This is a genomic window from Chitinophaga sp. S165 (genome assembly GCF_003182155.1).
Taxonomy (GTDB): Bacteria; Bacteroidota; Bacteroidia; order Chitinophagales; family Chitinophagaceae; genus Chitinophaga.
Genome location: NZ_QGTG01000002.1, coordinates 926,215 through 942,947 on the forward strand (window position 1 = coordinate 926,215; position 16,733 = coordinate 942,947).

Below are 16,733 nucleotides of genomic sequence, written 5' to 3' on the forward strand. Positions count from 1 at the left end.
TTATGCCAGACGAGTTGCAAAAAAAAGCTAAATCCGGTTTAAAAGCTTTCCCTCTGCTCTTATTGATCAGTATAAATTATTGATTTGTAATGGATTATTTAGCGACAGCACTTAAGAGCTTGTCAAAGTGTTTAAAGGAGGTACTTTTATTGATCAATACCATCTGTTGTTGTGCCTGATTGTATTGTTTGTCGAAACGGACTTGCGAATACATCTTACTAAGTAATTTAAATCCTGTCAGCAGTAACAATTTATAATCCATCTTCTGAGAAATTTCTATAGCTGCTTCTGCTGTACGGATTGCCCGGTTTAACTCCTTTTCCTTAAAATATACCTCTGCCAGGATCATTTTCTGTAGTACCTCAATATGTCGCCCACCGGTAAAATCAAAAGAATAGGTCTTCAGAAGCTTATCAGTATGTTGGCAGATCCTGTTTGTCATGGCAAGATTATCCTGCCCCAGATAGGACATAGCCTGCCAACATAATAGGGACAGGCGTAGAGGGCTAGTTCGTTGGTATACCAATGCCGGGAAACATTCAAATATGCGCTTGGTATAATTGAACATATGTGGATAATCATTCAGCAAGGCAAAGGCAAACCCAGTCAGTCTGAAAACGGTTTCCTGTGCAACTGTGGGTGCATGTCTCGTACTACCGGTCAAATAACGCGGGTAGTTATAGATCTTATCCTTTATGCTCTCATTGATGATCCCGAATTTCATGTATTCGTATACAAACAGGTAGAGGTCATGTGGTGATACCCATACTTCATCGTCAATGGTATCCCTGGATATGAGTTTTTTGATATTATTCAGTTCCAGTTCACATTGTTCTGCGTCCAGCTGCAACAACGACATTGTAAATAGGATACTTCTGATCTTTAGCCTGTCGTTGGGCATTTCGGATAGGTCAAGAAGCGCGTTAAGGACCTTCCTTTTTCCGAAATGGAGGAAATTATCATTGAGGAATCGACTTAATGGATTTTTGCGGAAATACCCCTGTGGGAATACCGTGCTCAAGATCTGTTTTTCTCCTTCATGCTGATAGTGCACGGCCAGGTATTCCAACAAATAAGACTTTTCCATTGTACTCAACGGCAGGTAGAAGATCTTATGGATCCCTTCTAGTTGCTTATTGTTGATCGCATAACGTAGCAGCCATTTAAATACTCCTACTCTATAGGAAGATGCCGGTAATTGTTTGGCGATCTTCTGCAACATATTGTCATCGATCACATCATTGGCGTGTTTGATGTAATGCATGGCTGAAAAGTATTCAAGCAGGAACTGGTGAGCGAAACGTACTTTAACCACGAACATCACTTCCTGACTGAGATTTTCTTCTACCAGTATATTGTCTGCCAACAATTCTTTATATGCCGGGAAAAGATCTGCATTTTTATTCAGCAGCAAGTTTTTGTCTGTGTATTGTCCTGCTTTGCCGAGGTCCAGGAGCCATAGCATTTTCTCAATGATCCGGACTTTGAAGGTATTGGCTGGAGAATTGAAGACTTTGATCTGAACAAATTTTGAGATCATCTCGAAGAGGCTGAGATGCTCACTGACGAAATTTTGTTCCGGACCTGTATTCAGCTGACAGAATAATTGCAGATAATAAGGATATCGCAATTTTTGCAGGAAGCCTTCACTGAAGGTCCGGACTGTAGCAGGATCAATTCGGTGATTATATAATACCGATTTTACCTCCTGCTCAGTAAGAAAAGGAAGGTTAATACTGGTTTCTTCATCCATTTCCGGCCCCAGGTACCAGTATCTGCGGAAGGCAGGATATTGAAGTGAGTGCTGGAAAATATCAGACCAGGTACTGCTGCGTATGGAGAGGATCACTTTTACCCAGGGGAACAGATCGTTTGAGTATACAAATTCTTCCAGTTTGGTATATAGCAGTTTCAGCTTGTCCCCCGCTATCGTGATTTCATCAAAACCATCTATGATCAGTATCAGTCTTCCCCGGATTTTATCAAAATGGGAAGCGAAGTATTCTCTGAAATTTTCTCCTGCGCCGAGGTTCAGCTGGTTGTCGAGCCAGGTTGCCAGTGAGAAGCCTCTAAGCAGGAGGCTACCTGCAGCATGAGCATGAATGAACCAGCAGATGTCCTTTTTAAACTTGGCGTCCTTACTGAACCAGAAATGTTCAGCCATATGCACCAGGGTCACGGATTTACCCCAGCCCGAAGGGGCTATCAGTGCAGTGGCCGCATAGTCACTTTCCAGGAAACGTTCAATATGCGCAAAGCAGGACGGACGGGGAACTGTCAGGGCGAAGGGAATGCCTGACCGGTTCTTTAATGTAAGAATGGTATAATGAGAAATGGTGACAGCCTTATTTTTTAGCTCCAGCCATTTGCTATCATTCAATTCATTACCGTCGGTCTGTATATAATGTTGCGCCTGGAAATCATCCCAGTCCTTATAATGACAATATTGCGCAAGCGTGTTAAGGGTATAACGTGAAAAGCTATGTTTAGTCGTAGCAAACCCAAAAACCCTTTTGAGAGTGGTTTCACTAACAGCTTTGGTAGTTTCATCCCTTATGAGATCAGACAACCGTTTACAATCACTGGGTGTGATGGTATCGGCTCCAAACTTACGAGATACTTCATTTTGCAACGTTATGATAAAGTCATAGGAGAGATCTATCATATGGGGACAAGGAAATGGATTTTGAGTAAATGGATTCTGGTCATTTTGAAGTAAACTTACGTAGCCATTTTCAATTCAGATTTATTCGTATAGAAAATGGTTAAAATGAATGAAATAAATTAGAATGAATGAGATGTACTAGCGATTGATTATTAATGTAACTACGTGATTTTCATTCAATATCATGGCGTGCCAATTATCCTGGAACAACAAGATGCCTATCTTATTTGATTAGCTCTACTAAGCAATATTTGGCCGATAAAGCAGGCAGTATCTCCCATTAAAAACAGTGAGTACCTCCTCTTCACAATTTAATATTAAGACAGCCGTTCTTAACAATATGCCAGGTTACCCCTTAGAAGTCAGGAACTTTATTATAAGTATATTTTTCTGGTTCAATTGTGAATGAACAAAATGAATACTCAATTTTTATGGAATGAACGAAATGAACAGGTTCTACCATACTGAATAAAAAGAACTTCCTTTAAACCATCCTATCAACATACTTTCGCCTAGTTGTTTTCAACATTTTCTCAACATAAGGACGGCCTGTGTGTATTTGAATGTTTTGACCTGAGAACACCCCTACCCTTATTCCCTGAGTATCATAGCCCCTGCCCCCTATAGAGTAACAGACAAAACCGACTATGGGACAATCTGTTTAGCAAACTTTCAATATATACACGCTTTATAACCCGAACCAATTGAATGCTATGTATTTTAAAGCTACCCTGAAAAGCTGCCTGAAAGCTTTTATGCTTATTCTTATTTATCTCGTCTGCCTGGTTGGGTTGCCAGTCGGTGAAGTTTCTGCAAAGGATCTGCCCGCGACCAATACTGTGTTGACAAACAATGCAACAACCTGGTTAGATAACTATCTCACCCATCACCCTTATTCCCCTTTAGTGCGTAACGCCTGGCGTAACACTGGTAACCAACTTGCTGCCGATGGCCCACTATGGAGCTTCGCCGGCAGTCAGTCCTTCGTTACATTTGGTGTAGCTTGTGCCTTATGCCGGGTTGATGATGGCGCCAATGCTATTGATGCAAACACTAATACTGCTGCAACACTTGTGTTGCCTGTCGGCGCTGTGGGTGGCGTAGGGCTCAAACTCAAATTTTCAGGCAGCTATCAGGCTGGAGATCATGTGGCACTTGACCTTGAAATCCCCGATCAGATATATTCAAAATCACTTCTTTCCGCTCTTTCTGTAAATACATTTAATGGAGGAGTGTCTAATAACGACTTGATTACATTGAATAGTGATCTTGTCAGAATAAATTTGCTGGAGCTTGGACTTGGAACTACACCTAAGTTTAGAGTGATCATTCCAATTACTCACAGTTTCGATGAAGTACAGATCAGCCTTTCTGCTTTGATCAGTGAGTTTGCTGCCCTACGTGTTTATGAAGCAACGGCTTTCATTCCTGTAATAATTAATCCTGCAACCCACACTGTCAATTCCGGAGGAACGGTTACTTTCTCTCCCTCTATAAGAATTCCCGGTGTCACATTCAACTGGTATACAGCACCCGAAGGTGGTTCTCCTATATTTAATGGTGCTGGATTTACGACACCTCCATTGAAGCGTACCACTACTTATTATGTGACCGCTACTAATCCTGTAGACGCACTGGTAAGCCCTGTTCGTACACCGGTAACTGTCCGTGTAAGCGGCGGTGCTGGTCCGATATGGACATACGCTGACCAGGAAACAAGCCCTATTACAGCTGGCATCGCCTGCGCATTATGTTATGTTGATAATCCGGCTGCAGCTGTTGATGCAGATACTACTACGGCATCGACACTTTCATTGCCGGTGGGTGCATTAACATCTGTAGGGCAATTGCTCAAATTCCCTGGAGACTATAAAGCCGGTGATCAGATCATTATGGACCTGCAGATCCCCGGCCAGTTGATCTCGGCAGGAGCGCTATCAGCCATTCAGGTGCAGACCTTTAATAATGATATAGCTAACAATGATCTTACCACCCTGGGTGTAGGATCTGTTCGTGTAGATGTATTGGGCGTAGGTACAGATGGTTCCCCGAGGTTTCGGGTGACTATCCCTGTAACCAAAGATTTTGACGCGGCCCAGATAAGCCTTTCCACTGCATTTGCAGCTTTTGGCGCTCTCAGAGTGTACGAAGCTGTTGCCGCTATTCCGGTTGTTGTTACTCCTACGGCTCCGTTGATCACAGCTGGTAGTAGTATTACATTGAACGCTGCTACCGACGCACGTATATCCGCGCCTGTTTTCAGGTGGTATACAACACCTACGGGAGGAACACCGCTTGCTATTGGCAGTAGCTTCCCAACGCCATTGTTAAGCCGTACGACTACTTACTATGCGGAGGCCTTTAGTGCTGCTGATAATCTAAGTAGTTACGCACGCACCCCCGTTACCGTAAAAGTGGCTGGTGGCGCCGGAACTATCTGGAGTTATGGCCAGGAACAGCAAAGCCCTATTACCGGAGGCATTGCATGTGCAGCGTGTGCTGTTACCTCTCCGGATCTGGCGGTTGATGGAGATACAACAACTTCTTCAACACTTACTGTACCCCTGGGGCTTGCTGCAACAGTAGGGCAACTCGTAAAATTGCCCGGCGTATATCAGGCTTTAGACAGCATCGTATTATTTCTTCAGGCACCTTCTGAAGATCTGGCCGGGGTAGTATTGCCGAGGATCAGAGTGACCACCTTTAATAACAGTATTGCAGGTCCGGCTGTGTCCAACAACGATGCCGTAAACCTGGATGCGCCAACAGTAAAGCTGCAACTGCTGGGAACCGGTTTGAATAACGCCAGGAAGTTCCGTGTTACCATTCCTGCCACCAAAACATTCGATGGTGTGCAGGTCGATTTCGGGGGCTTAGTAGGGGTGTCTGGTTCGTTACAACTCTATGAAGTTGCCGCAATGATCCCTGTAAATGTATTGCCGAAACCTGCAAGAACTGCTTACAATACATCAATAACTTTAACACCCTCTATCCGTATTTCAAACCCGGTGTTCAGTTGGTTCAGCACACCGGAAGGTGGAACACCCCTCTTTACGGGTTCCGGGGCATTTACAACTCCTTCCCTTTTACGCAATACAACTTACTATGTAGAAGCGGAAGATCCTGCCGGCACTACAAGTCTGATAAGAACTGCCGTGCCGGTGACAATAGGTGGTGGTACCGGTCCATTGTGGACCTTTGGTACTGATCAGCAGGGGCCTATTACAGGCGGTGTTGCCTGTGTATTGTGTACGGCTCAAAACCCGGCATTTGCCGCGGATGGAGACACTACGACTGCTTCTCGTTTATCACTGCCAATAGGTGTAGGGGCGACATTGGGACAAAAGATCTCTTTCCCGGGGGTATATCATAGTGGCGACAGCATCATTCTGATCCTGGGTTCGGAAGCTGATATCCTTGCAGATGCATCTCTGTTGGGAAGTATCAGGGTAACAACCTCACTGAATAATGTAAGCAATAACGATCCACGGTTCCTGAACAATCCCGCTTTAACTTTTAACATTCTGGAGGGAGAGAATAACATCAATAAATTCAGAATAGCCATACCTGTATCACATACTTTCGATGCGGCCCAGGTAGATCTCGCGGGGCTGCTGGCAGCAAACAATACCTTATATATTTATGAGGCGATAGCAATGAAACCGGTAACGGTTTCCCCAAGTCCTGCTACTATTACTGCAGGGCAGACAGCTTCGCTGAATGCGGCTTTGCCCGCTATACCGGGTGTTATTTTCAACTGGTATGAAACCCAGGAAGGAGGTTCTCCGGTACATACCGGCAATAATTTTACAACACCACCTTTATTCCAGAATAAGACTTATTATGTAGAAGCCGTTTCTCCTGTTGATGGATTGATCAGTATCCAAAGAACTGCGGTAACTGTGAATGTGAATGGAGCCAGCGGTAACGGAGAGTTAAGCTGTAGCGGTTCTCAAACACAGAACGGCGGTACAGGTGGGCTGGCTTGCCTGTTATGCGGTGTTGAGAATGGCGCATTGGCGGTAGATAATAATCCAGCAACTGCCTCCACCGTGCGCCTCGGTATCGGAGCTCTGGGATATGTTTACCAGGACCTGGTATTCCCAATTGCCGGTAAAGCCGGTGATACTATAAGACTCGGTCTGGGTACGACCACAGGCTTACTTGATCTGGCGTTGATCGGCGGCATTGGAGTAGGGTTGGGAAATGGGGTGAGACCTACAGATGCTGAGATGGGGGGATTGCAGAGTGATTTGCTTACCGCCCGTTTATTAAACGGAGTACAACAGAATGCCTATACTTTTGTTGCAAATAAGACGTTCGACAGGGTTGAGATACGACTGAGTGCGGTAGTTGGGGCAATTACCTCATTAAACGTATATTATGCACAGGTGGTCACTCCGATTGCACAGGTAGCCGCCGGAACGATATTCACCTGTAGCGGAAGTCCGGCTGTGCTGACTGCGCTGGGCCCTGCAGGCTATACACTGCGCTGGTTTACTTCATACACAGGTGGTACACCGGTAGGATATGGTGCTACATTCACCACGCCAGCCATTACCAAAGACACTACCTATTTTGTAGAAGCTGTCGGAGCAGATAGTTGTGGCAGTGAAAGACGTACGCCCGTTCAGGTAAAAACAGGTCTTCCGGGAGTGGTGGTTACACCATCGTCTGCATCCGTAGAGGAAGGCACTACTCCTACATTTGCCGTTGTTTCGCCGAATCCCGGTTATATCTATAATTGGTACAGTGTGCCAACAGGCGGAACGCCCGTGTTTGTCGGCACACAGTTCACTGCGCCTCCGGTAACAGGGAATGCCACTTTCTATGCAGAAGCGGCATTACAGGGTAATGCTGCCTGCAGAAGCTTGCGTACGCCGGTTTCCATTACACTCAATGGTGACGGTGGTCCAGCTACTCCTGGTGATATTGATTGTGGTGGCGCTACAAGTCAGTTGACCAGTGCAAGCGGCATCTGTGTGGGTTGTTATGTAGAAAAGCAGGACTCTGCTGTAGATAACAGTACGCAAACAGCATCTGTAATGCATGCTGTTATTGGCCTTGGGTCTAATATTCAGCAATCTCTTATCTTCTCTGCTCCAGGTATAAAAGGCGACAGTGTACGCATTAAACTCGGGTTCAATACCGGAATAGCAGATCTCAGTCTGTTAGGAGGCATCCGGATTTCTTCGTCCAATAATGCTACTTCTAATAATGATGAGGTAACCCTTTCTCCATCTCTGTTGAATTTACAGTTACTCAATGGTAACAGGGACCTGATCTACTCTTTTGCTCCCGGTGCAGCCTTTGACAGGGTGAATGTTAAATTGGGTGGTACAGCTACTGCGCTTACCATTTTGAAAGTCTACTCAGCCCAGATCTTTGCGGGAACACCGACAGTAGAAAAAGATACAGTTTATATATGCCAGGGCAGTGCCGCCACACTCCGGGCTACCGGACCTGGTGCTTCGTTCCGTTGGTATAACCAGCCTGCCGGTGGTACCGTGCTGGCTACAGGCGCTACCTACCAGGTAAGCGATGTAACGAACGCTATCTATTATGTTGAGGCTATTTCTTCTACGGGTTGTGTGAACCCAGTAAGAAAACCTGTGTATGTGATCGTTGGTTTACCACAACCATTGGTAACACCAGCAGTAAGTACGATCAATGCAGGTCAGACGGCCACTTTCACGGTTAATAATCCGAACCCGGCATATCAGTATAACTGGTATAATGCGCCAGCTGGCGGCACACTTGTACAAGGTAATTCAATCACCTTTACTACTCCTCCTTTGTCTGCTGCCGCAGTATATTATGTGGAAGTAAGAGATCCGGTGAATAACTGTACAAGTCCTGCACGTACAGTTGTACGGGTGGACATTAACATGCCTGCAGAACCTACTCCATGTAGTTATGCCACACAACAGGTGAGCCCTGTTATTTCAGGGATCTGCCTGTTATGCTCTGTGGCCGATCCTGCTCTGGCGGTAGATCAGAATGCAAATTCAGCTTCTACTATTACATCTACTTTAAATGCAGTTGGATACGTAGGCCAGTTATTACAATTCGGAAACACACATGCTGCAGGTGACAGCATCACGCTGGACCTGGAAATTCCTGGTCAGTTAGCAGATGTGGCACTACTGGGTGGAGTGAGACTGGAAACTTATAATGGAAATACCGCTAACGGCGATGCAGTGTTCCTGAATAATTCGACGGTGCATCTGCAGTTGCTTAACATCGGTAATAAGTTCCGTGTAACGGTGCCTGCTACAAAAGCCTTTACCGGTGCAATGATAAGCATCAGCGGTCTAGTTGCCGCGCTCACGCGGGTGAAAGTATATTTCGCTGCAGTGATCACGCCAAGACCACAGGTAGCTGCTGCAAATGTGAATATCTGCAGTGGCAGCACTGCTAATCTGGTTGCAACATCTTCTAATGGCGCAGATCTGGCATGGTACAATACTGCTGTAGGCGGTACACCATTACAGGTGGGAGGTTCATATACAACCCAACCGCTAACTGCTTCGGCCACGTACTATGTTGAATCCGGTCGTTTTGGTTGTGCTAACCCTGTCAGAGTACCAGTAATGATAAACGTTGGTACAGTGGCAGCCGCACCTACGGCCGCAGGAAGAAGTATCTGTTCCGGTAATCCGGCTACGCTGCTGGCAACTGCTCCCGTGGGCGCTACCTTCCGTTGGTACACCGCTGCTACAGGAGGCACGCTGTTGGCATCCACAGCTAATTATACGACGAATGCGCTGACAGCCGATACTGCTTTCTATGTGGAAGCAGATAATAATGGCTGTAAGAGCACTACAAGAACAAGAGTGCCTGTAACTGTCAGTGCAGCTCCGACCAATCTCACCGTGACCCCGTTAAGTACGTCTGTGAGCAGTGGCCAGGGCGCCATCTTTACGGCAAATGCGACAGGTGCAAATGTGATCTATAAATGGTACAATGCGGCCGGCGACTCCATCTTTACCGGAGCCGCATTTAACACTGGTCCGCTAACTGTTACCAGCTCCTTCTCTGTAGAGGCAGTAAATGCCGGAGGCTGCAAGAGCGGCCCGAGAGTATCTGTAACTGCCACTGTAGTTCCGGGCAACAACGACATTCCTTGTGATGCGGCTACCAGCCAGGTGAACGGTGCCAATGGTATCTGCGTTGGCTGTTATGTTGAAAATCCTGCGTTGGCAGTTGATAACAGCACGGCTTCTAAATCGATCCTGCATGTAGTGTTGGGCCTTCTGAACGGGTACGTACAGCAATCACTGATCTTCCCACAGATCAGCGAGCCCGGTGACAGTACTATCGTATCAGTTTCTTTTGATGCTTCCCTGGTTGAAATAGGACTGTTGTCATCAGTAGAGATCGGATCTTACAATGGCGCAGTATCCAATAATGACTTCACTCCTTTGAATAGTCCGCTCGTGAAAGTGGCATTGCTGAGCGGCAATCAACAGGCACTTGTAGGCTTCAAACCAAACGCGTTGTTTGACAGGCTTGTAATACGCCTGAAGTCTGGTGCAGCCACTGCACTAAGCAGCGTAGGTGTTCATTATGCCCGCCGCGTAGTTAGTCTGCCTGTAGTAAAAGGAGATACCGTATGTACAGGCAACCGTGCAACATTGACAGCTTCCGGTCCGGCAAACGTTTCGTTCCGTTGGTATACAACTTCAATAGGTGGTACCGCTGTTGCTACCGGTACAAGTTATCAAACACCGGTACTGACTGCAAATACTAATTACTATGTAGAAGCTGTTAAGACAAGTCTGAATTGTCCTAATCCGCAGCGTGTGCTGGTAGCTGCAGTTGTGGACCCAGTGCCGGCAATTCCTGCTCTGGATACTACCGCATTGTCCATCTGTAGCGGCAGTACCGCAACCTTTAATGTGAAACCTGTGACAGGTGTGATTTACCGCTGGTACGCTGCTCCTGCAGGAGGTACAGCGTTGTTCACAGGATCCTCCTTTACAACGCCTAATCTGACTGCCACTACTGCATATTACATCGAGGCTTCTAATGTTGCGGGTTGTTCCAATACAACACGTAAGATGGTAACGGCCAATGTAATTGACAGGCCTGCCGTTCCGGTTGTGACTCCAGGAAATGCCACTATCTGTGCAAATAACAGCGCACAACTGGCGGCTACATCTACGACGCCGGGAGTAGTGTTCCGCTGGTATACAACAGCAGCAGGCGGTACGCCGGTGTTTGAAGGAGCATCTTTCCAGACACCTGTACTGAATACAAACACGACTTATTATGTAGAGGCCGCCGCAGGTACCTGCAACAGTGCTACAAGAACTGCAGCAACAGTTACTGTAAATACTGTACCGGCTACTCCGACCGTTACGACGATTCCTGCAAACGGGGAAGTAGTGAGTGGTCAGTCTGCACAATTGAATGCAAGCTCCACGACTCCGGGTGTTACGTTCAATTGGTATACTGTGGCAACAGGTGGAAGTCCTGTATCGACAGGAGCAGCATTTACAACACCTGCGCTTACAAGTGGTATTACCTATTATGTTGAAGCGGTTACAGGCACAGGTGCTTGCCCAAGTCAACGTGTTGCTGTGCCGTTAACAGTAACGGTTGTGCCAAATACTGCCTGCGATTTCGCAAACGATCAATCAAACAGTACCACTGCTGTGTGTGTGTTATGTTCAGTGGTAGATGCAGCAAATACTACAGACGCTGATATTAATAACTTCTCAATACTTTCAGTGCCACTGGCAGCAGGAAGCGGTAGCGTACAGCAACGCCTGATCTTCCCTGATGTGGCGGCCGCAGGTGATAGTGTGCGTATCGTAATGGAATTACCTGCCCAGGTAATAGATGCAACGCTGCTGAGTACTCTGGAAGTATCCAGCTTCAACGGAGCGACCGCTAATAACGATGCAGTGTTACTGAATACAGGTAATGTGAGCATCAGATTAGTGTCTGGCAGCAATAAATTTACGGTGGCTTTTGCTCCAGGTGCTGCATACGATCGCGTACAGGTACGTCTGAGAGCTGGTGTACTGGCTGCGCTGGTGAAAGCTAATATTTACTATGCGACAAGACAGGTATCAGCTCCGGTAGTAGCTACACGTAATGTTACTATCTGTAGCGGCAATACTGCTACCCTGACAGCGACAAGTAGTGCAGTGGCAAAACTTGAATGGTATGATGCACCTGTCGGCGGACAGAAAGTGTTTGAAGGTCCATCCTTTATAACACCAACGCTGACAGCTACGAAAACATATTACGTGCAAAGTGTGCGTACCAGCAATAATTGCGCTAATCCGAACAGGGTATCTGTAACGGTAAGTGTAGTGCCAGGTCTGGTAGCGCCAACTGTTACGAATGCATCGATTTGTGCGGGCCAGCAGGCTACCCTGACAGCTACTGTATCAGGTCAGAATATACAGACCCGCTGGTATAGTGCGCCAACAGGTGGTACATTGTTATTCACAGGTACCAGTTATGTGACAAATGCCCTGAATGCAGATACAGCATTTTATGTAGAGACAGGCAACGGTTCATGTACATTGGCTACCAGGGTGAGAGCTACAGTATCTGTAGGGGTGGGAGCACAAACACCCGTACTGGATACGCCAAATGTGAGTCTCTGCGCAGGCAACGCTGCTACTTTCAATATCGTATCTCCTGCACCGGGAGCTATATACAGATGGTATACAGCCTTAGCTGGTGGTACGTTGGTACATACGGGGGCAACGTTCACTACGGCGCCACTTTCAGCTACAACAGTTTATTACGTAGAGGCAAGCAATAATTCCTCTGCATGTGGACAGGCCAGTGCAAGAGTAGCAGCTACAGCTACTGTAGCTACAAGGCCGGCTACACCGACATTGGTAAGCAATGACGTAGAGGTATGTGCTGGTCAGAATGCTGTACTGTTCATACAAAATCCGCAGAATGATCTGAGCTACCAATTCTATAGTGCACCAACAGGTGGCACGCTGGTATCTACCGGACCTGTATTTGTGGTGATCGGCGTAAACAGCGATGTGACCTATTATGTGCAGGCCGTTAACAGCAATGGTTGTGCTAATGCGGGTGCACGTGTGCCTGTTTCGATCACGGCAATACCGGCCCCTGTAACACCAACAGTAACGGCTCCAAATGTTACCGTATGCCCAGGATCTACTGTTACCCTTACTGTGCAGAATCCAAACGCGGCATTCAGCTATCGCTGGTATACAACTGCAACAGGCGGTACTGCGGTAGACACAGGTAGTAGCTTTACAACACCGGCTATCAATACAGCCAGAAACTACTATGTAGAAGCGGCTAACGGTAATTGTAGCAGCCCTGCAAGAGCAGTTGTGGCGGTAGGAGTATCAAGTGCGCCTCCGGTGCCGGTACTTGAATCCGATGATGTAAGCACCTGTACCGGTACTGCAACATTGCGCGTAATTTCCAGCACCAATGGTGTAACCTATAGTTGGTATACAGTGGCTACCGGTGGTACACCTGTATTCAGCGGTCCTGAGTTTACGCCACCAGCTATCAATACTACTACCACCTATTATGTAGAAGCTGTAAGTACTAATGGTCAGTGTACTGGTACAAGCACCAGAGTGGCAGCTACCGTAACTGTGGGAGCTTCGCCGGATGTACCGGTACCAGCATTCTCCAGTGCAATCATATGTGTTGGTGAAAATGTAATCTTGTCTGTACGGAATCCGAATGCAGCATTCACTTATCGTTGGTACACAACAGCAACAGGAGGTACTCCGGTTGCTACAGGCAGCAGCTTTACGACACCGCCTGTCAATGCAGCAATAAACTACTATGTAGAGGCTGTGGATGGTAGTTGTGTGAGCGCATCAAGAGCCCTGGTGGCCCTCTCGGTATCTACCGATCCTCCGGTGCCCGTGGTTGAGGCGAATAATATAAACATATGTACAGGACAAACAGCAACACTGCGTGTAACTTCCAGTACAAATGGTATGATCTATAATTGGTACACTACTGCTACTGGTGGCTCACCGGTAGAGAGTGGCCCTGAGTTCACAACTCCTGTTCTGAACAATACCACTACTTACTATGTGGATGGAACAACTACTAATAACCAATGTATCGGTACCAGCGCAAGAGTGGCAGTTACCGTAACGGTAGGTACGTCTCCAAATGTACCGGTACTGACTGCTTCTAGTGTAAGGGTATGTGCTGGTCAGGACGTGACCTTGTCAGTGCAGAATCCACAGGCAGGCATCACTTATCAGTGGTTTAATGCAGCAACTGGCGGTACGCTGGTATTCACAGGCAGTTCCTTTACGGTGACAGCTGTTAATGCAGATGTCAACTACTACGTGCAGGCTGCTTTAGGTGCTACCTGTGTAAGTGCGAACCGCGCTGAAGCAAGTATAGTGGTAGACGCGGCAGCGCCAACACCTGATGTTGTTGCTGCGAATGTGATCACCTGCGTTGGTGGTACATCTACATTCAATATCCTCAATCCGGATGCAGCACTCACCTATCGTTGGTACAATGCTCCGGATAATGGTACCCTGCTGGCTACTGGCACAGAATACACAACCGCGGCACTAAACAGCAACACTACGTTCTATGTGGAAGCGCTGAATGGAACGGGTTGCAGCAGCCAGGCGAGAAAGGGTGTAACGGCAACAGTGGTAAATACTATTGATGCTCCGCTGGCCAATGGTGCAACAATATGTGCCGGCACTTCCGCCGTACTCACGGTAGAGAATCCTCTGGCAGGTATCAGTTATAGATGGTATACAGCAGCTACGGGTGGTACACCTGTATTCACCGGCGCAGCCTTTACTACATCACAGCTGAATGCGAATACGACATACTATGTGGAAGCTGCTACAGGCGGCTGTATAAGCCAGAGCCGTACTATTGTACAGGTAACGGTCAATGCAACCCCGGCATCACCGGTAGTAACTAACGGAGCAATAACCGCATGTCAGAACGAAAGACCTACGTTGAGCGTGCAGAATCCGGAGGCAGCACTGACCTATCGCTGGTATAGCAGCCTGACTGGCGGGACACCGGTGGCGACGGGAAGTTCGTTTATGGCCCCTGCGGTTACAGGAAATATCACATACTATGTAGAGGCGCTGAATACTTCCAATTGTACAAGTATTACGCGTACTCCTGTAAGCATCACATTGGGTGCTCCGGCTAATAATGCGACAGTTACCGGTAATGAAGCAGGCGTTTGTCCTGGAGAAACAGCGACACTCACCGCTACATCAACAACACCAAACGCAGGTTTCCGCTGGTATACAACAGCTACAGGTGGTGCAGCAGTATCAACAACTGCGACGTTTATCACACCTGCTCTGAATCAGAATACGACCTACTATGTAGAGGTGGTGACGGCAGGCGGTTGCACCAGTGCTTCCAGAATTGCTGTACAGATAAACATCCTGTCGCCACTGGCCACACCTGTTGTAACGGTGACCGAGACTACACCAACCTCCGTGACCTTCGGTTGGACAGCTATTCCGGGAGCAACGGCCTACCAGGTAACACTTGACAATGGCGTTACTTATGTCGTTCCAAGCTCCGGTGCGGAGGGCCTCACACATACAATTGCAGGCCTGTTGCCTGGTCAATCGGTAACTATCCGTGTAAGAGCATTAGGTGGTGCAGATTGTGAAACCAGTGCACTCTCTACAGCCGTAACAGGTACAGCAGAGAATCCGCAGGGCAACAACATCTTCATTCCAAACGTGTTCACACCGAACGGAGATGGATTTAACGACGTACACTTCATATATGGTAACACTATTGCCAGTGTAGTAGTGAGGTACTACAACCAATTTGGTCAGCAGATATTTGAGACCAAAGATCAGCGTACCGGTTGGGATGGTACTATGGGTGGACGTCAGCAGCCTGTGGGTGTATACATATTCGTGCTCCGCGCTACACTTCAGGATGGTACGGTAGTAAACAGAAAAGGCACGGTTACCATTGTTAGATAACTGGGTTAGAAAAAGAATAAACAGTGCCGGGATGACCTCGTCATCCCGGCCATTACAAAAAGTTTAAAATGTCTTCTTATGAAGAATAAAAATGTACTCTTCGTTGTCTGGATAATAACGGCCGCATTGTTGCCAACATGGACGAAAGCACAGGTGGACCCTCATTTCTCCCAGTATTATGCTTACCCTATGTGGCTGAACCCTGCATTGACAGGTATCGTTGATGGCGACTACCGTGTCAGCGCCAATTATCGTAATCAATGGGTGAACATCGGCAAGCCGTTTTCTACCACCGGTGTTTCTTTTGATGCTGCTGCACCTAACAATATGGGCGTCGGAGTGAATGTAACAAATATGTCTGCCGGAGATGCAGGGTATAATTACCTGAACGCAATGGCAAGTTTTTCTTACCGTGGTGTACGTTTTGGAGAGACAGGTACCAGTCAGCTGGTATTCGGTATCCAGGCCGGTATGATCAACCGTAAGATAGACCCTGCCAAATGGCAGCTGGGCAGTCAGTATGATCCTGTAATGGGCTTTGATCCATCGAAACCAAGTGGTGAGACGATCAACAATACATCTTCCAATGCATTTGACGCCGCCGCAGGCGTAATGTTCTTCGACGGCAACCCTAATCATCAGTTCAATCCTTTCGCTGGTTTTTCTGTAGGTCATCTCACGCAACCGGTTGATCCATTTGTATCAGGTGATAACAAACGCCTGCCGGTAAGGTACCTGGTACATGGTGGCACACGTATTAAATTGAATGATATTTTCAGTCTTACACCTCATGGACTGTACATGCGCCAGGGAAATGCGCATGAAACAGTGGTGGGCGTATATGCACAGGCATATCTGAACGAAGAATTTGACTTCCTGCTGGGAGGCAATTACAGGATCAATGATTCCGCCATCCCGTTTGCCGGTTTCCACTTCAAAAGCTTCGTACTGGGGCTTAGCTATGATGTGAATACTTCCAATCTCAGACGATTGGTCAATGGCAGTAACAGCTTTGAACTATCCTTATCCTTCATAAGCCGGAAAAAGAGAGTTTACTCTGAAGAAAACTTCTTTTGCCCGCGCTTGTAAAAACA

At 47.1% G+C, this 16,733-nt stretch carries 3 protein-coding genes; 2 read left to right on the top strand and 1 reads right to left on the bottom strand.

Translation table 11 applies throughout. From position 1 onward, the window contains the following. Positions 1–94 precede the first annotated feature (94 nt). Entirely contained in the window at positions 95–2,665 is a 2,571-nt protein-coding gene (locus C7475_RS12055) for a hypothetical protein (RefSeq protein WP_110053594.1), read from the bottom strand. Between the two features lie 713 nt (positions 2,666–3,378). Here C7475_RS12055 and C7475_RS12060 point away from each other — a divergent pair. Both C7475_RS12060 and C7475_RS12065 read left to right on the top strand, forming a co-directional pair. Further along, positions 3,379–15,639: a gliding motility-associated C-terminal domain-containing protein gene (locus C7475_RS12060; protein ID WP_110053595.1), complete on the top strand. Its 12,261-nt coding sequence runs from the start codon at positions 3,379–3,381 to the stop codon at positions 15,637–15,639. Between the two features lie 78 nt (positions 15,640–15,717). Beyond that, positions 15,718–16,728 (top strand): PorP/SprF family type IX secretion system membrane protein, encoded by a 1,011-nt coding sequence (locus C7475_RS12065; protein ID WP_110053596.1) that lies wholly within the window; start codon positions 15,718–15,720, stop codon positions 16,726–16,728. Positions 16,729–16,733: the final 5 nt, after the last annotated feature.